20 protein-coding genes are annotated in these 19,314 nt (G+C 66.5%); 9 read left to right on the top strand and 11 right to left on the bottom strand.

What is annotated here, in order from left to right:
- Nucleotides 1-3: 3 nt before the first annotated feature.
- The 4 genes from ilvN to miaA form a co-directional block, all read right to left on the bottom strand.
- A complete protein-coding gene (ilvN, locus tag ACQR10_RS23415; protein WP_315805569.1) occupies nucleotides 4-546 on the bottom strand; it encodes an acetolactate synthase small subunit in 543 nt (180 codons plus the stop codon).
- 176 nt (nucleotides 547-722) lie between these two features.
- Nucleotides 723-1,706, bottom strand: coding sequence for a threonine dehydratase (locus ACQR10_RS23410; protein WP_434894002.1), 984 nt, complete (start codon nucleotides 1,704-1,706; stop codon nucleotides 723-725).
- Between the two features lie 266 nt (nucleotides 1,707-1,972).
- Nucleotides 1,973-3,742, bottom strand: a complete 1,770-nt coding sequence (locus tag ACQR10_RS23405; protein WP_316183566.1) for an acetolactate synthase 3 large subunit — start codon at nucleotides 3,740-3,742, stop codon at nucleotides 1,973-1,975.
- A 443-nt stretch (nucleotides 3,743-4,185) separates the two neighbouring features.
- The gene (gene miaA, locus ACQR10_RS23400) at nucleotides 4,186-5,103 is read right to left on the bottom strand and encodes a tRNA (adenosine(37)-N6)-dimethylallyltransferase MiaA (protein WP_434912080.1); all 918 of its coding nucleotides are present in this window, start codon (nucleotides 5,101-5,103) and stop codon (nucleotides 4,186-4,188) included.
- Nucleotides 5,104-5,106: 3 nt separating this feature from the next.
- Here miaA and serB point away from each other — a divergent pair, with 3 nt between their 5' ends.
- Together serB and ACQR10_RS23390 are read left to right on the top strand one after the other, a co-directional pair.
- Nucleotides 5,107-5,997 carry a phosphoserine phosphatase SerB gene (gene serB / locus ACQR10_RS23395; RefSeq protein WP_434863728.1) on the top strand — a complete coding sequence of 297 codons (891 nt, stop codon included), beginning with the start codon at nucleotides 5,107-5,109 and terminating at the stop codon, nucleotides 5,995-5,997.
- 392 nt (nucleotides 5,998-6,389) lie between these two features.
- Nucleotides 6,390-6,659: a hypothetical protein gene (locus ACQR10_RS23390; RefSeq protein ID WP_434863727.1), complete on the top strand. Its 270-nt coding sequence runs from the start codon at nucleotides 6,390-6,392 to the stop codon at nucleotides 6,657-6,659.
- A gap of 20 nt (nucleotides 6,660-6,679) precedes the next feature.
- On the opposite strand, the gene ACQR10_RS23385 is transcribed toward ACQR10_RS23390, so the two are convergent.
- Nucleotides 6,680-8,047 carry an MFS transporter gene (locus ACQR10_RS23385; protein WP_315805563.1) on the bottom strand — a complete coding sequence of 456 codons (1,368 nt, stop codon included), beginning with the start codon at nucleotides 8,045-8,047 and terminating at the stop codon, nucleotides 6,680-6,682.
- Between the two features lie 143 nt (nucleotides 8,048-8,190).
- Here ACQR10_RS23385 and ACQR10_RS23380 point away from each other — a divergent pair, with 143 nt between their 5' ends.
- The 7 genes from ACQR10_RS23380 (at nucleotide 8,191) to arsH (ending at nucleotide 12,755) form a co-directional block, all read left to right on the top strand.
- Nucleotides 8,191-9,120, top strand: a complete 930-nt coding sequence (locus ACQR10_RS23380) for a LysR substrate-binding domain-containing protein (RefSeq protein ID WP_434863726.1) — start codon at nucleotides 8,191-8,193, stop codon at nucleotides 9,118-9,120.
- Between the two features lie 28 nt (nucleotides 9,121-9,148).
- On the top strand, nucleotides 9,149-9,679 hold the full coding sequence (locus tag ACQR10_RS23375) for a GNAT family N-acetyltransferase (protein WP_315805561.1): 531 nt from the start codon (nucleotides 9,149-9,151) through the stop codon (nucleotides 9,677-9,679).
- Nucleotides 9,680-9,846: 167 nt separating this feature from the next.
- Entirely contained in the window at nucleotides 9,847-10,143 is a 297-nt protein-coding gene (locus ACQR10_RS23370) for an ArsR/SmtB family transcription factor (RefSeq protein ID WP_316217066.1), read from the top strand.
- A complete protein-coding gene (locus ACQR10_RS23365; RefSeq protein ID WP_316217067.1) occupies nucleotides 10,140-11,192 on the top strand; it encodes a permease in 1,053 nt (350 codons plus the stop codon). The genes ACQR10_RS23370 and ACQR10_RS23365 overlap by 4 nt, the downstream gene beginning before the upstream one ends.
- Before the next feature lie 16 nt (nucleotides 11,193-11,208).
- A complete protein-coding gene (locus tag ACQR10_RS23360) occupies nucleotides 11,209-11,445 on the top strand; it encodes a thioredoxin family protein (protein ID WP_316183572.1) in 237 nt (78 codons plus the stop codon).
- Nucleotides 11,430-11,942 (top strand): GlcG/HbpS family heme-binding protein, encoded by a 513-nt coding sequence (locus ACQR10_RS23355; RefSeq protein WP_316183573.1) that lies wholly within the window; start codon nucleotides 11,430-11,432, stop codon nucleotides 11,940-11,942. The genes ACQR10_RS23360 and ACQR10_RS23355 overlap by 16 nt, the downstream gene beginning before the upstream one ends.
- A gap of 111 nt (nucleotides 11,943-12,053) precedes the next feature.
- The gene (gene arsH / locus ACQR10_RS23350) at nucleotides 12,054-12,755 is read left to right on the top strand and encodes an arsenical resistance protein ArsH (RefSeq protein ID WP_316217079.1); all 702 of its coding nucleotides are present in this window, start codon (nucleotides 12,054-12,056) and stop codon (nucleotides 12,753-12,755) included.
- A 1,185-nt stretch (nucleotides 12,756-13,940) separates the two neighbouring features.
- On the opposite strand, the gene ACQR10_RS23345 is transcribed toward arsH, so the two are convergent.
- The 6 genes from ACQR10_RS23345 to ACQR10_RS23320 form a co-directional block, all read right to left on the bottom strand.
- Nucleotides 13,941-15,443 (bottom strand): Do family serine endopeptidase, encoded by a 1,503-nt coding sequence (locus ACQR10_RS23345; RefSeq protein ID WP_316217689.1) that lies wholly within the window; start codon nucleotides 15,441-15,443, stop codon nucleotides 13,941-13,943.
- A 230-nt stretch (nucleotides 15,444-15,673) separates the two neighbouring features.
- On the bottom strand, nucleotides 15,674-15,880 hold the full coding sequence (locus tag ACQR10_RS23340) for a DUF2065 domain-containing protein (protein WP_315713359.1): 207 nt from the start codon (nucleotides 15,878-15,880) through the stop codon (nucleotides 15,674-15,676).
- 120 nt (nucleotides 15,881-16,000) lie between these two features.
- Complete coding sequence (gene hflC, locus ACQR10_RS23335; protein ID WP_316183602.1) at nucleotides 16,001-16,942, bottom strand: protease modulator HflC; 942 nt, start codon at nucleotides 16,940-16,942, stop codon at nucleotides 16,001-16,003.
- Complete coding sequence (gene hflK / locus ACQR10_RS23330) at nucleotides 16,939-18,066, bottom strand: FtsH protease activity modulator HflK (protein WP_315805554.1); 1,128 nt, start codon at nucleotides 18,064-18,066, stop codon at nucleotides 16,939-16,941. The genes hflC and hflK overlap by 4 nt, the downstream gene beginning before the upstream one ends.
- 250 nt (nucleotides 18,067-18,316) lie before the next feature.
- Nucleotides 18,317-18,829 carry a dihydrofolate reductase gene (locus tag ACQR10_RS23325; protein WP_316217690.1) on the bottom strand — a complete coding sequence of 171 codons (513 nt, stop codon included), beginning with the start codon at nucleotides 18,827-18,829 and terminating at the stop codon, nucleotides 18,317-18,319.
- Entirely contained in the window at nucleotides 18,826-19,311 is a 486-nt protein-coding gene (locus tag ACQR10_RS23320) for a GNAT family N-acetyltransferase (RefSeq protein ID WP_316217691.1), read from the bottom strand. The genes ACQR10_RS23325 and ACQR10_RS23320 overlap by 4 nt, the downstream gene beginning before the upstream one ends.
- Nucleotides 19,312-19,314 lie beyond the last annotated feature (3 nt).

Below are 19,314 nucleotides of genomic sequence, written 5' to 3'. Positions count from 1 at the left end.
GGCTCACATCCCTTCCGGTCCCCGCCCGATCGCCGCAATGCCGGTCCTGGCGACTTCCACCAGGCCCAGCGGACGCATCAGATCGATGAATTGCGTGATCTTGTCGGTGTTGCCTGTGATCTCGAACACGAAGCTCTCGGTCGTGGCGTCGATCACGCGGGCGCGGAACGCATCCGCCAGCCGCAGCGCCTCGACGCGCGGCTCGCCGATGCCGCGCACCTTGACCATCGCCAGCTCGCGCTCGATCGCGCGTTTCGTCAGCGTCATGTCGACGACGCGATAGACCGGGATCATGCGGTCGAGCTGATGCTTGATCTGCTGGATCACCATCGGCGTGCCGGTCGTGACGATGGTGATGCGCGACAGGTGCTTCTGGCTCTCGGTCTCGGAGACGGTGAGGCTCTCGATGTTGTAGCCGCGCCCCGAGAACAGGCCGATGACCCGCGCCAGCACGCCGGGCTCGTTCTGCACCAGCACGGCAAGCGTGTGCGTTTCGTTCGGATCGTGGCGGTCTTCGATGAAATAGGCGGAGGCTGGCTGGTTCATTGGTGTCCCCTTAGAATTTCATCCGTCATGGCCGGGCTTGTCCCGGCCATCCACGTCGAGCGTCGCGCGTGCGGCATCGTGGATGCCCGGGCCTTCGCCGCGCCGAAGCGGCTTCGGCCGCGCAGGCGGGTCAAGCCCGGGCATGACGGCGGTATGTGGAGTGAGCGGAGTGCCCATTACGACAACTCCGCCATTTCTTCGGTTGCTGCCGGCAGCACCCAGCGCCTGAACAAATCGAGATCGATGTTGCCGCCGGTCAGCACCAGACCGACGCGCTTGCCGGCCAGCCTGCCCTTTTCCTGCAAGGCGGCTGCGAGCGACGCCGCACCAGCGCCTTCGGCGAGATTATGCGTGTCGGTCCACAGGATGCGCACGGCCTCGGCGATCTCGGCGTCGCTGACCTGCACGATCCGCGAGGCGCCTTTCAGGATGATCGCGAGCGCATCCGCATCCGGGCTGCGCGTGGCGAGACCATCGGCGTGGGTGTCGGCGCTGTTGGTCGTCACCACCGTCCGCGCGGCGAACGACAGCGCGTAGGACGGCGCCTCGGTCGACTGCACGCCGACGATCTCGGTCTTCAGGCCCAGGAGATCGCGCGCGAGGATGCAGCCGCAGATGCCGGAGCCCTGCCCGATCGAGACGTAAAGCACGTCGAGATCGGGGGCGCTGCGCAACAGCTCCAGCGCGTAGGTGGCGACACCGCGCACGAGATCGCGATGGAACGACGGCACCATGTGCAGGCCGTCGCGCGCAGCGTGACGCCCGGCTTCCTCGCGCGCCTCCTGGAAGTCGCTGCCATGCTCGATCAGCGCAGCGCCGAACGCCGCCATCGCGCGGTTCTTCTCGACCGAGTTGCCCCGGGGCACGTAGATCGTCACCGGCAGGCCGTTGCGGCGGCCGGCGAAGGCGATGCTCTGGCCATGATTGCCGCGCGTCGCGGTGATCAGGCCGCGGACATCGGGCTGCGTGCGCTTGAGGCTGTCGACATAGACCAGCCCGCCGCGCACCTTGAAGGCCCCGGCTGGGGTGTGGTTCTCGTGCTTGACGACGACGTGCGTCCCCAGCCGCTGCGCCAGCAACGGCCACGCATGCGCGGGCGTCGCCGGCACCGCGGCGGCGACGATGGCGTGGGCGGCTTCGAGCTCAGCGAGCGTGAACATGGAATTGCTCATTTGTCAGAAGCGGACAGCTCCAGGCGCCGCTGCGCTCCCTCTCCCCGTTCTTACGGGGAGAGGGTCGGGGTGAGGGGCAGACGCACGGGACTTGCGCGTGGTGAGACCTGTACCCCCTCACCCGGATCGCATCTGGCGATGCGATCCGACCTCTCAGCGCGAGCGAAGCTCGTCGCGCCCCCGCAAGCGGGGAGAGGTTGAGAGCCAGACTGCCGAACGCGCGTGCCATCACCGCACCATCACTCCTGTCGAACTCACACCAGCGCCTTGCCGCCGGCGAACGCCGCCGCCGGATCGGACGCTTCCGCCGGCAGGATCATCTCGTTGTGCGCCTTGCCCGACGGGATCATCGGGAAGCAGTTCTCCAGCGCCGCGACGCGGCAGTCGAACAGCACCGGCTTCTTGACCGAGATCATCTCCTTGATCGCGCCGTCGAGGTCGCCGGGCTTGCTGACCTGCAGACCAACGCCGCCATAGGCTTCGGCGAGCTTGACGAAGTCCGGCAGCGCCTCCGAGTAGGAATGCGACAGGCGGTTGCCGTGCAGCAGCTGCTGCCACTGGCGCACCATGCCCATGTACTGGTTGTTCAGGATGAAGATCTTGACCGGCAGCTCGTACTGCACGGCCGTCGACATCTCCTGCATCGTCATCTGCACCGAGGCGTCGCCGCCGATGTCGATGACGAGGCTGTCGGGATGGGCGACCTGGACGCCGATCGCGGCCGGCAGGCCGTAGCCCATGGTGCCGAGACCGCCCGAGGTCATCCAGCGGTGCGGCTCCTCGAAGCCGTAGAACTGCGCCGCCCACATCTGGTGCTGGCCGACCTCGGTCGTGATGTAGGTGTCGCGCCCGCGCGTCAGCTCGAACAGCCGCTGGATCGCATATTGCGGCATGATGACGTCGCGGTTCGGCTTGTAGGCCAGCGAGTTGCGCGCACGCCAGACGGCGATCTCCTGCCACCACGACTTGATGTCGGGCTTCTTCGCCTCGGCCCTGAACACCTGCAGGATGTCGGCGAGCACGTCGCCGCAATCGCCGATGATCGGCACGTCGACGCGGATGTTCTTGTTGATCGAGGACGGATCGATGTCGATGTGGATCTTCTTCGAGCCGGGCGAGAACGCATCGGTGCGCCCGGTGATGCGGTCATCGAAGCGCGCGCCGACGCACAGCATGACGTCGCAATCATGCATCGCCATGTTGGCCTCGTAGGTGCCGTGCATGCCGAGCATGCCCAGCCAATTCTTGCCAGAGGCCGGATAGGCGCCGAGCCCCATCAGGGTCGAGGTGATCGGGAAGCCCGTGACCTCGACCAGCTCGCGCAGCAGCTTCGAGGCGTCGGGTCCGGAATTGACGACGCCGCCGCCGGAATAGATCACCGGCCGCTTGGCCGAGGCCAGCAGCGCCACGGCCTTGCGGATCTGCATCGCGTCGCCCTTGACGCGCGGCGAATAGGACACGTGGACGTCCGACTTGCGCGGCGGATGATAGGTGCCGGTCGCGAACTGCACGTCCTTCGGCACGTCGACCACGACCGGGCCGGGACGGCCCGTGGTGGCGACGTAGAACGCCTCGTGCAGCACCTTGGCGAGGTCGTTGACATCGCGGACCAGCCAATTGTGCTTGGTGCAGGGCCGGGTGATGCCGACCGTGTCGCATTCCTGGAAGGCATCGTTGCCGATCAGGTGCGTCGGCACCTGGCCGGTGATGCAGACCAGGGGAATCGAATCCATCAGTGCGTCCGCCAGCGGCGTCACCATGTTGGTGGCGCCCGGGCCCGAGGTCACCAGCACGACGCCCGGCTTGCCGGTCGAGCGCGCATAGCCTTCGGCGGCGTGGCCGGCGCCCTGCTCGTGGCGGACCAGGATGTGCTGGACCTCGCTCTGCTGGAAAATCTCGTCATAGATCGGAAGCACCGCGCCGCCAGGATAGCCGAAGAGGTGCTGCACGCCGTGGTCGATGAGCGCGCGCACGATCATCGCGGCGCCGGTCATCTGGTTCGGATCGTGGCTCTTGTCGGTCATGGCGGGCTCCGGATCGCTGGGTCTCAGCGGCTTGTCGTTTTGGTCGGTCGGTTCGGTCGGCTGGTTTTCTGTTGGTTCAGCGTGGTCGGGTCGCTTCGGGCAATAAAAAAGGGCCCTGGAAGGCCCTGCGCACCGCTCGGATCATGGATGGCCGCTAGCCATCCCCGGCGATGCGCCTGGGTACGACTACGATAAGGAGGGCAATAAAGTTGCGCATGATGCCGAGCAAGCTTCCCAAAGGTTGCGCGAAACATAGCCATGGTTGCCTCGATGTCAAGGCAAAGCCGGCTCTGCTGCGCGATTTATGGATGTTAACGCGGAATTTTCCGTTCGGCGAGCGGTAATTTGGCCATCACGCCGTCATTGCGAGCGAAGCGAAGCAATCCAGGGGCCCCACTCGACAACTCGGGATCGCTTCGTCGCTGCGCTCCTCGCGATGACGATCAGAGGGATGCCACCCACGCCCGCGCCGCCTCGGGGCTCATCCACTCGAACTCCGGCAACTGGTGCCGGAACCAGGTGAACTGCCGCTTGGCGTAATGGCGGGTGTCGGCCTTGCCGATGGTGGCCGCCTGCTCCCGCGTGATCTCCCCTCTGATATAGCGCATCAGCGCCGGCACGCCGTGGGCCTTCATCGCCGGCAGCAGCGGGTCCAGGCCGCGCGCGGCCAGCCGCTCGACCTCTTCCAACGCGCCGCGCTCCAGCATCAGATCGAACCGCGCGTCGATCCGCGCATAGAGCGCCTCGCGGTCCGGCGCGATGAACAGCGCCCGAGTGCTACCCGCCGGCAGCAGCGGCGGCGTGGTCTCGGCGTGCCAGTCGGCCAATGGCCGACCGGTGGCCTCGATCACCTCCAGCGCGCGGGCCACGCGGGTGCGGTCGCGGACGTTCAGCCGCGCGGCCGCCGCCGGATCGCGTCGCGCCAGCTCGGCATGCAAGGCCTCGACGCCGTCGCGATCGAGCCTGAGGCGCACCGCGTCGCGCACCTCATCCGGCACAGACGGCACCGCAGAAAGCCCTGATGTCAGCGCCTTGAAATACAGGCCGGTGCCGCCGATGAAGATCGGCAGCCGTCCGGCCCGCTGCACCTCGCCCAGGATCTCCGCGGCATCCCGGACATAATGGCCGGCCGAGTAGTTCACGCTGGCATCAACATGGCCGTAGAGCCGGTGCGGCACGGTGGCCTCTTCGTCGCAGGTCGGCCTTGCCGTCAGCACCCTCAGGTCGCGGTAGACCTGCATGGAATCGGTGTTGATGACGACCCCGCCCGCTTTTTGCGCAAGTTCCATCGCCAGCGCCGACTTGCCGCTGGCGGTCGGCCCTGCGATAAGCACCGCTTTGTTGATCCCTGGCAAAGTCACCCGATGTCTCTCGTCGCCACCTTCATCTGCAATCCTGCCGATCCCGCGCTTGATACCACGATCGTGGAGGCCTTCCTGGCCGTACTGCCACAGCCGGGCACGCCGCGCTGGCTGTTCGACGAGGTCGCGATCGACATCCCGTTCGCCCATGACGGCGAGGTCCACAAGCTCGAGGCGCGCCTGCGCGACCTGCGGGGCGACATGCCGATCGACATCGTCGTGCAGGCGGAAGCGGTCCGGCGCAAGAAGCTTTTTCTCGCCGACATGGACTCGACCATGATCGGCCAGGAATGTATCGACGAGCTCGCCGACTTCGCCGGGCTGAAGCCGCGCGTCGCCGCCATCACCGAGCGCGCCATGCGCGGCGAGATCGCGTTCGAGCCGGCGTTGCGCGAACGCGTCGCATTGCTGAAGGACCTGCCGGTGAGCGTCGTCGACGAAGTCCTGACCAAGCGCATCAAGCTGACGCCGGGCGGCCGTCATCTGGTAATGACCATGCGCGCCAACGGCGCCTATACCTGCCTGATCTCCGGCGGCTTCACGCTGTTCACCAGCGCCATCGCGGCCAAGATCGGCTTCCAGGAGAACCGCGCCAACGAGCTCGTCGTCGACGGCGGCAAGCTCACCGGCGAGGTGCGCGAGCCGATCATCGGCCGCGACGCCAAGCTCGCCACCCTGATCGAGCTGCGCGAAGCGTTCGATCTCGACGCGATCGACACGCTCGCGGTCGGCGACGGCGCCAACGACCTCGGCATGATCGAGGCCGCCGGCCTCGGCGTCGCCTATCACGCCAAGCCCGCGGTCTCGGCCGCCGCCTCGGCCCGCATCGACCACGGCGACCTCACCGCCCTGCTCTATGCCCAGGGCTACACGCGCGATCAGTTCGTGGACTGACGAGACTGCGGCCGCGCGGCAGGCCATTAATCAATGGTTTTGCGAACGCTCGAAGATTGCAGTCGTATTGTCCATGGGCGAATCGCCGCCCAAGCAAAGCCGTTACCAAAGCCCTGCCTTCATCGGCTCTCGATCAGCGCATCATCAGGATTTTGTTTCAATCCAGCGCACTCGCACGCAACTCCATTCCAATCTCATTTCAGATCGCAAATCACATCATTCACCTTCCGCATCAAGGCGGCACGCGAACTGCCATTTTAACCGCATCACCAATCCATGAATTGTCAAATCATGCTGCAGCGCATATAAAGCTGACAACGCTAGGGAGTGTCCAAGGAAGCGAAAGCGATTGCAGGTGATGCAATCGATCATCGTCACAAAAGGACCTCCCGATGACCATCAAGCACATCTTTCCCGGCTCTCTCCTTGCCCTCGCGCTGCTGAGTGGCGCTGCCGTAGCCGGCGAGCTGCCGAGCTACGAAGTCGGCGCGCTGCCGGCCACCCCGCACCAGCTCTCCGTCGTCGGTGCATCCGCCGCGCAGCAGACCGTTGCGATCAATGCGGACAGCACCGCCACCCCGGTCCAGCTCTCTGTGCTCACCCAGCATCGTCGCAGCGCCGCTCTCGCCGTGCCGGCGACCGTCGGCAGCGTTCGCAACTGATCGACAGGCCGTCTCCGCCATCAGGCAACTTGCTGCTGCTTCTCCCCGCAGGTCGGCGCGACCGTGGCCGAGGGCAGCAGCAGGAGTGCTGATGCGCTCGCCGCCGCGCAGACCGGCGCAGCGACCCAGAATACCCACGCGTAGTTCGGTACTTCGCCTGATCTCCCCAACACCGCGCCGAGCACCGCGATGCCGATCGCAAAGCCGGCTTGGCGCATGACGACCGTCACAGCCGCGGCCATCCCAGCCTGATCGGCCGGGACCAGCGCAACCACGGCCCCCGACAATTGCGGATGGGCCAGCGCGGCTCCGCTTCCGATCACGGCCATTGCGATGTGCACGAGCCACGACCGGAGCGCCGGATCGGGCATGGCCAGCGCGCCGACGAAGACAAGATTGCCCAGGGCGATGATAGCCAGCGCGACCGTGAAGTGCCGCCGCCATCCCCACCGGACGACCAGTCTTGCACCGAGCGGCGGCAAGACCAGCATCGGCAACGTCGCCGCGAGCATCGCAAACCCGCATTCGGAGGCAGTCCAGCCGAACGTCGCACGGAGAAAACCCGGCAGGAAGACCAGCACGGCCCAGTAGCCGAGCGATACGGCATTCAACAGCAGCGCGACGGCAACCATCGCGCGGTTGAGGAAGATCGCTGGATCGAAGATCGGCTGCGTGCGGCGCCGCTGCTGCCAGAGGAAAGTCGCCCAAAAAAGCGCCGCCAGCACGACCCCCAGGATCAGTTCCGGTCCGCCGTGACCGTGCAGCAGGGTTGCAATCAGCATGCAGAGCGCCGCGCTAAGAAGACCCATCCCGAGATAATCGAGCGGACGCCGCGCCGAACTGCGCATTTCGGGAACGAGCCGGGGAATGCTCCAGGCCGCCAGCAGGCACGCCGGCAGATTGGCGGCGAAGATCCAGCGCCAACCGATCCACGCGGAAATGCCGCCGCCGATGCTCGGTCCGACCGCCATCGCAACGCCCGAGACGACGCCGAGCCCCCCCAACACGCGCGTGCGCAAGGCGGCCTGCGGATAGAGAGCGGCAATCAGCGCAATGCCGCCGGTCATCACGAAAGCCGCGCCCAGTCCCTGCAACACCCGCGCGAGCCCGAGGGTCAGGCCGTCGGCCGACAGCGCGCACACGACCGATGCGGCGGCAAAAACGAGGTTGCCGCCGAGCATCGCTCGGCGACGGCCCAGGCTGTCGGCGAGAGCGCCCGCGACCAGAAGCGCCGCCGTGAAGGCGAGGCTGTAGCCGTCCATCATCCAGGCCTGGCCGGCGATCCCAAGCCCAAGCTCGTCCGCGATGGTGGGCAAGGCCACCACCACGGCGGTCACATCGAAATTGGTGAGGAAAGCCGCCAGGCTCAGGGCGAGCGCCGGCCACATGGACGGCGCCGTTGCGACGTCGGCCGACGATGACGTGGAACGGGCTGTCGGCATTTGGCGGCCTTCGTCATGGAGAGGGACGGGCCAAAGATATGGCCGGCGCACCCATTCACGTCAGCATGAATCTCGTTCATACTTGGCCGATGCGATCTCTTCCGCCATTCGACGGTCTCGTTGCCTTCGAGGCCACCGCCCGCCACCGTAGCATGACCTTGGCAGCGACGGAGCTCGGGCTGACGCAGAGTGCTGTCAGCCACCGGCTGCGCAAGCTCGAGACCTATCTCGGCGCCAAGCTGTTCAACCACCGCAGCGGGACCGGACTGTCGCCGACGACGGCCGGCACCTCGCTGCTCACGGAGATCGTTGGTCTGCTCGACGAGATGGCGCTGCTGCGCGCGCGCTACCGCGCCGCCGCGCAGCCCGCGGTGTTGAAGGTCGGCGTGAGCGCAGCCTTGTCGCACTACTGGCTGGTGCGTCGGTTGCCCGGCTTTCTGTCCAGACACGGCGATGTCGGCGTCGAACTCGTCGTCGCCGAGAGCGAGGCTCAGGCGCGCGCAGCTGATGTCGATCTCCAGGTGCTGTGGTTGCCGAAGGCTGCGGCGCGCGCGAGCTCGACGCAACGGCTGCTGTTCAGAGAGCGCGTCTTTCCGGTCGCCATGCCGCGCCTGTTGCCGCGCGGCCGCGCCTTGCACGATGTCCGCAATCTCGCGAACTACTCCATCATTCACAAGGGGCGCGCCGGCCGCGACGACGGCGCTGAATGGTCATGGCCCGCATGGTTCGAGAGGCTCGGCCTCGGCGCGGAGGCTCCCGTCGGCATTCGGGTCGATACGATCAGCCTGGCGCTCGCCGCAGCGATCGAGGGCGCCGGCGTGGCGCTGGGACGATCGCTGCTCGTGCATGACGCACTGGCCGAGCGCCGCCTGACGCGCGTCGTTTCGGCCGAATGGGACGTGCCGTCCAGCAAGGTGCATGTCGTGCGCTGGCCGGCCGTGCTCAGCAGCGATACGCGCGTCCGGTTTTTCACGAACTGGCTCGCGAGCGAAGCAGCGCTGCTCTCCGATAGTGAGTGATGCGTAGACAGGATATGGAGAAGATTTCTTGAGTGACATCATCATCCGCGCCGCGACCAGCGAAGACGCGCCGGCCGTCGCGGCGCTCCATGCGGCGAGCTGGCGCGACGCCTATGCCAACATCCTCGCGCCGGAGTTTCTCAGCAGCGCCATCGACGCCGACCGGCGCGCGGTCTGGACGCAGCGGCTCGGCACGCCGGCCGTGGATCAACTCGTCAACGTCGCACGCGACCCGGCCGGGTTGATGCGCGGCTTCATCTGCTGCTATCGCGACGCCGACCCGGTGTGGGGACATCTGGTCGACAATCTTCACGTCGCGGCCGAGACCAGAGGCTCGGGGCTTGGAGAGCGGCTGCTTCGCGGCGCGGCTCGCCTGCTTTCGGCAGGCGCGTCACACTCTGGATTGCACCTCTGGGTCTTCGAGGCCAATGTCGCCGGCCTCCGGTTCTACAGGCGGCTTGGCGGCCGCATCGTCGACACCAAGCCCTCCAGCATTCCCGCGGCTGACGGAAAGACCGTCCTGCGCGTGCATTGGCCTGACATCACTCAGCTCGCCTGATCCGGCATCGCCGGTGCGCGCAGACATACAGCCCGCAAGCCGCTGAGCCCAGTTTGCATCATCCCCTCGACGGGTCCGGGAATTGTCATCGCCGGCAGCGGCGTGCCAAGACAAAGGATATCATATGCGCTATTGCGCAAATACGAAAATACGCATATATCGCCGCCATGTCCGATCCCGTCGCGCTGCTCGCCGCTCTGGCCGAGCCGACCCGCCTCGCAGCCCTGCGCATCCTGTGGGATGGCGGCGAGCATTGCGTCTGCGAGCTCATGCGGCAGCTCCGAGCCAGCGCATCGCGCATGAGCCGGCACATGTCCGCCCTCAAGGCCGTCGGTCTCGTCGTCGACCGGCGTGACGCCCAGTGGGTCCGGTATCGGCTGAACCCTGACCTGGCGCCCGATCGCCGCGCCATCGTCAACGCCGTCATGGCGGCCATGGCTGAGCCGAACAGGAACGCAGCATGAAAACCGAAATTTCAACCTATCCTGACGGGTCGGCATCGGCTGTGATCTGGATCGTCGCGACGGCCGCTGCGGTCGCGATGTGGTTTGCGGTCTACTGGCAGCTGGAAGCGTTCTCGGCATGGCTGGTGTCGTCGCTGCCGGTGCCCCGCGACAGCCATCTGGAAGAAGCCGCGCGGTTCTTCGTGTTCGACGCGCCCAAGGTCCTGATGCTGATGACGCTGGTCGTGTTCGGCATGGGCGTCGTGCGCAGCTTTTTTTCAGCCGAGCGAACTCGCGCATTGCTCGCCGGCAAGCGCGAGGGCCTCGGCAATGTCGCGGCTGCGATCCTCGGCGTATTCACTCCCTTCTGCTCGTGCTCGGCGGTGCCGCTCTTCGTCGGCTTCGTCTCGGCTGGCGTCCCACTCGGCGTGACCTTCTCGTTCCTGATCGCGGCGCCAATGGTGAACGAGGTCGCGCTCGGCCTGCTGTTCGCGCTGGTCGGCTGGAGGATCGCCGCAATCTATCTGGCCTTCGGCCTGGCGGTCGCGATCGTGGCGGGATGGATCATCGGGCGACTGCGTCTCGAAGGCTGGCTCGAGGAATGGGTTCGCAACGTGCGCGCAGGACAGGCGGAGCTGCAGCCGGATTCACAGACCGTCGCCGATCGGATCCGGGCCGGGATCGACGCGGTGCGCGACATCGTCGGCCGCGTCTGGGCCTGGATCATCATTGGCATCGCGGCGGGCGCATTCATTCACGGCTATGTCCCGAACGACCTGCTCGCCTCGATCATGGGCAAGGACCAATGGTGGTCCGTGCCGGCCGTGGTGCTGATCGGCGTGCCGATGTACGCCAACGCTGCGGGCATCATTCCGGTCGTCGAGGCACTGCTCGGCAAGGGTGCGGCGCTGGGAACGGTGCTCGCCTTCATGATGAGCGTCATCGCGCTTTCGTTTCCCGAGATGCTCATTCTGCGCAAGGTGCTGACGCTCCGGCTGATCGCCGTCTTCGCGGGCGTCGTCGCCGCCGGCATCGTCGCCGTCGGCTATCTCTTCAACGCCCTGTTCTGATGAAAGGACAAGCCCCATGAAGAACGTCAAGATCCTCGGCTCCGGCTGCAAGCGATGTGTTCAGACCGCAGCAATGGTCTCCGCGGAAGCAAGCAAGCTCGGCATCGAGATCGAGCTGGAAAAGATCACGGACTTCGCCGACATCGCCAGGTTCGGCATCGCCTCGACGCCGGGCGTGGTAATCGACGGCAAGGTCGTCCATGCGGGCGGCCTGCCGAAACCAGAGGACATGGCGAAATGGCTGTCGACGTGATGTTGCGTCTGCTGCTCGCAGCCGTCCTCCTGCTCGGCCCGGTTGTCGTTGCGCGCGCCGATGAGCCCACGTGGACGCGGCGGATCATCGCGCCGGACACGGCGCTCAAGGCGGCACAGGCGGCGCTCGCCGAGTGCCGCAAACGCGGCTGGCAGGCTGCCGTGACCGTGAGCGATCCGTCGGGGCTTGCGCTGGTCACCCTGCGCGACCGTTTCGCTGGCTGGCATACGCTGGAGGCCGCGACGGGCAAGGCGCGGACGGCGGCGAGCTGGCGCGAGGCGACGAGCACGCTCGCAGCCCGGCTGGCACGACCGGACGCCGCGGAGCGGGCCATCGTCAACGTTCCCGGCGTTGTCATGGTCGGCGGCGGCATGCCAATAGAGGCTGCTGGCCAGCAGGTCGGAGCGATCGGCGTATCCGGTGCGCCCGGAGGCGACAACGACGACATCTGCGCGAAGGCCGGCATCGAAGCGGTCGCCGCGGACATCGCATTCTGAGCTCTTGGCGTTCTGGGCGGCTTGGCGTTCCGAGCGCTTCTGCCGGCGGATCTCGAACGAGGACGGCCGACGCCGATCATTTTGCCGGAGGATACCGCGTTGTCTGACACGATGCCTCAATTGGACGAAACCTCCTTCCATCCCATCGACCGCGCGAAGCTGCTGGAGCCCGCTCTCTCCTCCCACCCTCCGCGAATCCTGCTGCTCTACGGATCGCTCCGGCAGCGCTCGTTCAGCCGGCTGCTGACCGAGGAAGCGGCGCGCATTCTCGTACGCTTCGGCGCGGAGACACGGAGCTTCGATCCGCATGGCTTGCCGCTGGTCGACGACGCCGAGCCCGATCATCCGAAGGTCCGCGAGCTGCGCGATCTCGTGACCTGGTGCGAAGGCATGGTGTGGTGCTCGCCGGAGCGGCACGGCGCGATGACCGGCGTGATGAAGACCCAGATCGACTGGATCCCACTGTCGCTCGGGGCCGTCCGGCCGACGCAGGGCAAGACGTTGGCCGTGATGCAGGTCAGCGGCGGATCGCAGTCGTTCAACGCCGTCAATCAGCTGCGAGTGCTCGGCCGCTGGATGCGCCTCATCACCATTCCGAACCAGTCCTCGGTGCCGAAGGCCTTCGCGGAGTTCGACGACGCTGACCACATGAAGCCGTCGCCCTATTACGATCGCGTCGTCGACGTGATGGAAGAGCTCGTCAAGTTCACGCTGCTGACGCGCGACCGGGCGGAGTATCTGGTCGACCGCTATTCCGAGCGCAAGGAGAATGCCGAGGCGCTGTCGACGCGGGTCAACCAGCGATCGCTGTGAGGCTCCGGCCGCGCGCTCCACCCAGCCCGGAACGTCGTCGCCGGCCGGCGGAGGCGTTGCAGGAGCTTCTGAAAAAAATAATCTTCTTGCGCTTTATCTGAAATCATGATTATCTCCGCGCATCCCGCCTCACCGCTGAGGGGCGTAGCGCGCGATCGTCACGACACGCGAGGCGGGGATGCGATGGCCGCGATGAAGCCGCAGCGTGTCTTCGGGCACGCCGACGAACGGCTTTGCTGCGGACGTGAAATCGCAGCGTCCTGATACCCCGACGCTGGTATCAAGCCGCGATGGTGCTGATGCGCCGCGTGGTGATGGTGGCCAACAAGCCCGGCGCACCAGGGAGACTGCGTATAAGCGTGAAGACCGTCGCGCAGGGAATGCCGGAGTGTTCGGCACCACCTGTGGTACCTGCCGCCTGCATTTTTTTCGCAGGCGGGCCATGGGTGAGGCCTTCACCCGGCATTCCCTGCGCCCTCTGCATTTCGAGAGGGACGAACTGATCGCAGACCTCGGGCGCCATGCGCCGCGGGAATGTGATCTTACGTCCTCATGCCGATAGCGTCGCCTGCGCTGTTTGAGATGTAAATCGGATGTTTCTCCACCGTCGTCCCGGACAAGCCGTGACGCGCTCCAGCGCGGCACGGCGCCGATCCGGGACCTATACTCCGCGGCGGAGGTCATGGGCGAGCTGATAACGGCTCGCCTGCCTCAAACCACTCCCTGTGGCTATGGGTCCCGGCGCAAGGCCGGGACGACAGCGGAGTTTGTAGCTGCCGCAGGGTGGGCAAAGCAGCCGCCCGCAGGGCGGTCGCGTGCCCACCGTCGTGCCGCGAGCTCGGAGCCAGATGTGGTGGGCACGGCGCGCGATGGAGCGTCATCTCTAGCGCGAGGTGGGGCGCGCCTTTGCCCACCCTACAGCTACTACGCGAGGTCATCGGCGCTGTCAGATACAGCGCCCTCTCCCCTTGTGGGAGAGGGCATCGCCGTCCTATCCACGTGCGCACTCGGGTGAGGGGTCTCTCTCCGCGGACGTCGCTCGTTGAAAGAGACCCCTCACCCGACCGAGCTTGACGCACCAGCGTACATGCCCTCTCCCACAAGGGGAGAGGGCGCATTCATGCGCACCGCGCTCTTGCTCATGGCTACGGTGCGGAGCCTGACGATTGCGACCGCAGCAGGTCCCTACTGCAGGCTCAACGCCACGAACCGCAGCTCGCCGTCGGCGTTCGACACCAGCAGCAGCACCGACTTCTTGCCGTCCTTCTTGAGCTGGTCGACGCGCTTCTTGATGTCGGCGCCGGAGGTCACCGCCTCCTGGGCGACCTCGACGATGACGTCGCCGGCCGACAGCCGCTTCTCGGCGGCGTCGGAGGCCTGGTCGACGCCGGTGACGACGACGCCCTTGACGCTGTCCTTGATCTTGTAGCGGGTACGCAGGTCCTTCGACAGCGCGGCAAGATCGAGCCCGAGCGCCTTCTGGGTCACCGGCTTCTCGGCCGGCTCGTCCTTCTTGATCGCCGCCTGCTGCACCTTCTCGTTGTCCTCGAGCCGGCCGAGCTTGACCTTGAGCGTCTGCTCCTGGCCCTTGCGGATGACGATGACGTCGACCTCCTTGCCGACGGCGGTGTCGGCAACGATGCGCGACAGGTCCTTCGGCTCCTTGATGTCATGGCCGTCGAACTTGACGACGACGTCGCCCGGCTCGATCCCGGCGGGCTTCGCCGGTCCCTTGTCGTCGACGCCGGCGACCAGCGCGCCGCGCGCCGGCTTGATGTTGAGGCTCTCGGCGATCTCATCGGTGACGCCCTGGATGCGGACGCCGAGCCAGCCGCGGCGCAGCTCGCCGAACTGGCGCAACTGGTCGACGACGCCGGCCACGGTCTTCGAGGGCACCGCGAAGCCGATGCCGATCGAGCCGCCCGACGGCGAGATGATCAGCGTGTTGACGCCGATGACCTCGCCATCGAGATTGAACAGCGGGCCGCCGGAATTGCCGCGGTTGATGGCGGCGTCGGTCTGGATGTAGCTGTCATAGGGCCCCGACGAGATGTCGCGGTTCTTGGCCGAGACGATGCCGGCGGTCACGGTGCCGCCGAGGCTGAACGGGTTGCCGATCGCGACCACCCAGTCGCCCAGCCGCAGCTTGTCGGAATCGCCGAACTTGACCACCGTCAGCGGCCGCGGCGGCTTGAACTTGAGCACCGCAAGGTCGGTCTTCTTGTCGACGCCGACCAGCTCGGCCTTGATCTTGGTGCCGTCGTTCATGATCACGTTGATCTCGTCGGCATCGGCGATGACGTGGTTGTTGGTGACCACGACCCCGGACTCGTCGACGATGAAGCCGGAGCCCAGCGAGTTGGTGCGGCGCGGCGAGTTGTCGGCACCACCCCGGCCGCCCGGACCGCCGCGGCGGTTCTTGAAGAAATCGTCGAAGAACTCCTCGAACGGCGATCCCGGCGGCACCTGCGGATTGGCGTTGCGGTTCTCGGACGAGCCGCCCTTGGGCTCGACGGTCTGCGAGGTCGAGATGTTGACGACGGCGTCGATCACCTTTTCGGCGACATCGGCGATCCCCTCCGGCCCCCGCGCCGAGGCCGGGGCCGGCGCGAGCGCCCAGCCCGCGGCAAGAACCGCCGCGGTCAGGATCGGGCGCAGTCGACGGCTGAAAGCAGGGGTCGCGGTCATCGGGCGGATCTCCAGAAAAGTCGGCAAATTCAACCGTTACAGTGCGCCGGAACCGGCGGAGGACGCAAGCACGCCGGATCGGACCGCAGATTCATCATTGAGGGCGACCTAATACGGCAAAATGGCGCAGCCATCGCCTCACAATGGCGTTGGCCGGGCGGTTGACGGTCATTGCCGCGGCCGGACCTCGTTCCTGTGCGGCGGCGCGCAGGCAGACGGCGATGCACACCTCAGATCGGCCGCCGGATCACCCAGATCAGGACCAGACCGGCCACCGCCGAGCCGATGCCGACCGCGCGCAGCACGTTGTCGGGCGTGGTCATGGCGGTCTTCATGGCCCGCCGCATCCACTCCGGACTGGCCGCGAACAACAGGCCTTCGAGCACGAACAGGATACCTAATCCGATGAGGAAATCGGAAAACGCAATGGACCTCATCGGACCCGGACCTCCCGTTCGATCTTCTTGATATGTAACGGGGCGAAGCAACGGCTTCGCCCCGTCCATGTCAACTCTTATTCACCCGGATCAACCGCCCTGGTCATCGGGGCCGATGCATCAGGGCTTGGGCGCCGGCACCGCGGCCGCCGCGGTCGAGCTACTGGCGGTGGACGGCGTCTCCCCCGCCGGCTTCCCTGAGGGGTTGGCGAAGTAGCGGAAGAACTCCGAATCGGGCCGCAGCAGGAAGCGGGTGTCGCCGGACTTGAGGCCGTTCTCATACGCCGTCATCGAGCGGTAGAAGGCGAAGAAGTCGCGGTCCTTGCTGTAGGCCTCGGCGAACAGCCGGTTGCGTTCGGCATCGCCGGCGCCGCGGGTCTGCTCCGCCTGCGAGTTGGCCTCGGCGACGATCACGGTAGCCTCGCGATCGGCCTTGGACCTGATCTCCTGGGCCTTCTGGCCGCCGAGCGCCCGGAACTCCTCGGCCTCACGCTGCCGCTCGGTCTTCATCCGGTTGTACACCGCCTGGCTGTTGGCCTCCGGCAGGTCGGCGCGGCGGATGCGGACGTCCACCACCTGGATGCCATAGGCGTCGGCCTCCTTGTCGAGCTGATCGCGGATCTTGCGCATCAGCGCCTCGCGCTCGTCGCGCACGACTTGCGTGAAGGTGACCTCGCCGAGCACGCGGCGCAGCGCGGCGTTCAGCAGCGTGCCGAGCTGGACGTTGGCGGTCTGGATCGAGCCGACGCTCTGGTAGAACTGCAGCGCGTTCTTGATCTTGTAGCGCGCGAAGGCGTCGACCACGAGCCGCTTCTGGTCGAACGCGATCACCTCCTGCGAGGGGTTCTCGAGGTCGAGGATGCGCTTGTCGATCGAGATCACGTTGTCGATGAACGGTGCCTTGAAGTTCAGGCCGGGCTCCGTGACGACGTCGACCGGCTTGCCGAACCGCACCACCAGCGCCTGCTCGGTCTGGTTCACGGTGAACAGCGAGCTGTAGCCGATGACGACGAGCACGAGCACGGCGACGAGCGCGACGATGCCTGCAACGGGGGACCTCATCGGACGCCTCCCTGCTGAGCGGCCGGCGCCGGACGGCGCGGCAAGAGATCGCCGAGCGGCAGCAGCGGCACAGGGCCGCCGGTGGCGCCAGAGTCGAGCACGAGCTTCTCCGAACCACCGAGCACGCGCTCCATGGTCTCGAGATAGATCCGTTCGCGGGTCACGTCGGGCGCCTTCTTGTACTCGTCATAGACCTTGAGGAAGCGCGCGCTCTGGCCCTTGGCCTCGGCGATCGCCTGCTCCTTGTAGCCTTCGGCGACCTGCAGGATCTGCGCGGCACGACCGCGCGCATCCGGCACCACCTTGTTGGCGTAGGTCTGGGCTTCGTTCTGGAGACGCTCGAGGTCGGCACGCGCCGCCTGGACGTCGCGGAACGCCTCGATCACCTGGGCCGGCGGATCGACCTTCTGCATCTGCACCTGGGTGATCTGGATGCCGGAGCCGTAATTGTCGAGCGTCTTCTGCATCAGCTCCTGCACGTTCTGCTCGATCACGGTGCGGGCGCCGGTGAGGATCGGCTGGATGTTGGAGCGGCCGATCACCTCGCGCATCGCGCTCTCGGCCACCGCCTTCACGGTGCCCTCGGGGTTCTGGATGTTGAACAGGAAGTCGGCCGCGCCCTTCGGCTTGATGCGCCAGAGCACGGTGACGTCGACGTCGACGATGTTCTCGTCGCCGGTCAGCATCAGGCTCTCCTCCGGGACATCGCGACCGCTGCGGCCGCGCCGGCCGGGATCATCATTGGCGGTGATGCCGATCGAGATCGAGTTGACGCGCAGCGCCTTGGGCAGCAGCACGGTCTCGATCGGATAAGGCAGGTGATAGCGCAGGCCCGGCTGCTCATCGCGGACATATTTGCCGAAGCGCAGCACGACGCCGAGCTCCTCGGACTGCACACGGTAGATGCCGGAGGCGAGCCAGATGATGATGGCGCCGAGCACGATCAGGAGCACGCCCGCGGTGCCGAAGCCGCCGCCCGGCACGAACTGCTGCAGCCGGTCCTGGCCGCGCCGCAGAAGATCTTCCAGGTCGGGCGGCCTTGGACCGACCGGTTGCGGTCCCGAGCCCCAGGGCCCCTTCGGACCCTGACCCCACGGGCCTCCGCCCTGATTCTTCCACGCCATCGATCGATCTCCTCCGAGAGGCTGAGTGTACACCAACGCCGGCCCCGACGGTCGCCGGGTTATAAGGGACGGCCCCGCCCCTTACAACGTAGCGCTCCAGCTAAGCCCGAACCGGGTTTTGTCAATGTAAACAGGGCCGGAAGCGCCGGTTTGCCGCGGCCTCAGCTCCGCCACACGGCCAAACTGCGCGACTTCATCATTAACGGATGGTCTTGGACGGGCCGTCGCGCAGGTCCCACCGGTGAAACGCTCACCGCCGCCGGCGATAGGTGACGTAAGAGAATTCGGCCTGATCGTCGGGCCCCGAGGCATGGCGCTCCCGCGCCACCTCCTCCCATCGGGCCGGGTCGATCGCCGGAAACACGGTATCGCCAGGCGGGCTCGCATGCACCTCGGTGATCTCCAGCCGGTCGGCGATCGGCATCGTCGCAGCAAAGAGCTCGGTGCCTCCGATGACCGCGATCTCCGCGGCTGAACGCCGCAGCGCATCACCACGCGCGATGCCGAGCGCTCCATCGACGGTATGGGTCACGATCGCGCCGTCAGCGCGAAACCCGGCATCGCGGGTGACGACGATGTTGGTGCGGCCCGGCAGCGGCCGGCGCGGAAACGAGATGAAGGTCTTGCGGCCCATCACGATCGGGCGCCCCATGGTCATCGCCTTGAAGCGCTGCATGTCGCTCTTCTGCCGCCACGGGATCGCACCGGCGGCGCCGATGATGCCGTTGTCGGCGACCGCGACGATCAGCACGATCTCGATCACGGCGCCCTCTCCGCCAGTTGAGCCAGAGCCTCGCCGGTCACCTTGCATAGCGTCCACTCGTCCATGAACTCGGCGCCGAGCGATTTGTAGAAAGTGATGGAAGGAGCATTCCAGTCGAGCACCGACCATTGCAGCCGCGCCCAGCCCTTTTCGACGCAGGTGCGCGCGAGGTGACCGAGCAGGGCCTGGCCGATGCCATTGCGGCGAAACACCGGCCGCACGAACAGGTCTTCGAGATAGATCCCTGGCTTGCCGGCAAACGTGGAGAAGTTGACGAACCAGACCGCGAAGCCCGCCACCGCGCCGTTCCATTCGGCAAGATCGCAGAACAGCGTCGGATGCTCGCAGAACAGCGCGCCGGCGATGTCGGCCTCGCTCGCGCCGACCTCGTGCGAGAGCTTCTCGTAGTCGGCGAGCTCCCGGATCAGCGCGAATACGCTTCCGATGTCGTCAGGCCCGGCGCTACGGATCGAAACCGGCATGCG

The organism is Bradyrhizobium sp. HKCCYLRH2060 (assembly GCF_051168135.1).
Lineage (GTDB): Bacteria > Pseudomonadota > Alphaproteobacteria > Rhizobiales > Xanthobacteraceae > Bradyrhizobium.
Note: the sequence above shows the minus strand (reverse complement) of the source record. Positions and strands in the feature narration are given on the sequence as shown.

Coding starts and splice junctions, on each gene's coding strand:
- ilvN (WP_315805569.1), bottom strand. CDS start 546: ATGAACCAGCCAGCCTCCGCCTATTTCATCGAAGACCGCCACGATCCG.
- ACQR10_RS23410 (WP_434894002.1), bottom strand. CDS start 1,706: ATGTTCACGCTCGCTGAGCTCGAAGCCGCCCACGCCATCGTCGCCGCC.
- ACQR10_RS23405 (WP_316183566.1), bottom strand. CDS start 3,742: ATGACCGACAAGAGCCACGATCCGAACCAGATGACCGGCGCCGCGATG.
- serB (WP_434863728.1), top strand. CDS start 5,107: ATGTCTCTCGTCGCCACCTTCATCTGCAATCCTGCCGATCCCGCGCTT.
- ACQR10_RS23390 (WP_434863727.1), top strand. CDS start 6,390: ATGACCATCAAGCACATCTTTCCCGGCTCTCTCCTTGCCCTCGCGCTG.
- ACQR10_RS23385 (WP_315805563.1), bottom strand. CDS start 8,047: ATGTGGCCGGCGCTCGCCCTGAGCCTGGCGGCTTTCCTCACCAATTTC.
- ACQR10_RS23380 (WP_434863726.1), top strand. CDS start 8,191: ATGCGATCTCTTCCGCCATTCGACGGTCTCGTTGCCTTCGAGGCCACC.
- ACQR10_RS23370 (WP_316217066.1), top strand. CDS start 9,847: ATGTCCGATCCCGTCGCGCTGCTCGCCGCTCTGGCCGAGCCGACCCGC.
- ACQR10_RS23365 (WP_316217067.1), top strand. CDS start 10,140: ATGAAAACCGAAATTTCAACCTATCCTGACGGGTCGGCATCGGCTGTG.
- ACQR10_RS23360 (WP_316183572.1), top strand. CDS start 11,209: ATGAAGAACGTCAAGATCCTCGGCTCCGGCTGCAAGCGATGTGTTCAG.
- ACQR10_RS23355 (WP_316183573.1), top strand. CDS start 11,430: ATGGCTGTCGACGTGATGTTGCGTCTGCTGCTCGCAGCCGTCCTCCTG.
- arsH (WP_316217079.1), top strand. CDS start 12,054: ATGCCTCAATTGGACGAAACCTCCTTCCATCCCATCGACCGCGCGAAG.
- ACQR10_RS23345 (WP_316217689.1), bottom strand. CDS start 15,443: ATGACCGCGACCCCTGCTTTCAGCCGTCGACTGCGCCCGATCCTGACC.
- ACQR10_RS23340 (WP_315713359.1), bottom strand. CDS start 15,880: ATGAGGTCCATTGCGTTTTCCGATTTCCTCATCGGATTAGGTATCCTG.
- hflC (WP_316183602.1), bottom strand. CDS start 16,942: ATGAGGTCCCCCGTTGCAGGCATCGTCGCGCTCGTCGCCGTGCTCGTG.
- hflK (WP_315805554.1), bottom strand. CDS start 18,066: ATGGCGTGGAAGAATCAGGGCGGAGGCCCGTGGGGTCAGGGTCCGAAG.
- ACQR10_RS23320 (WP_316217691.1), bottom strand. CDS start 19,311: ATGCCGGTTTCGATCCGTAGCGCCGGGCCTGACGACATCGGAAGCGTA.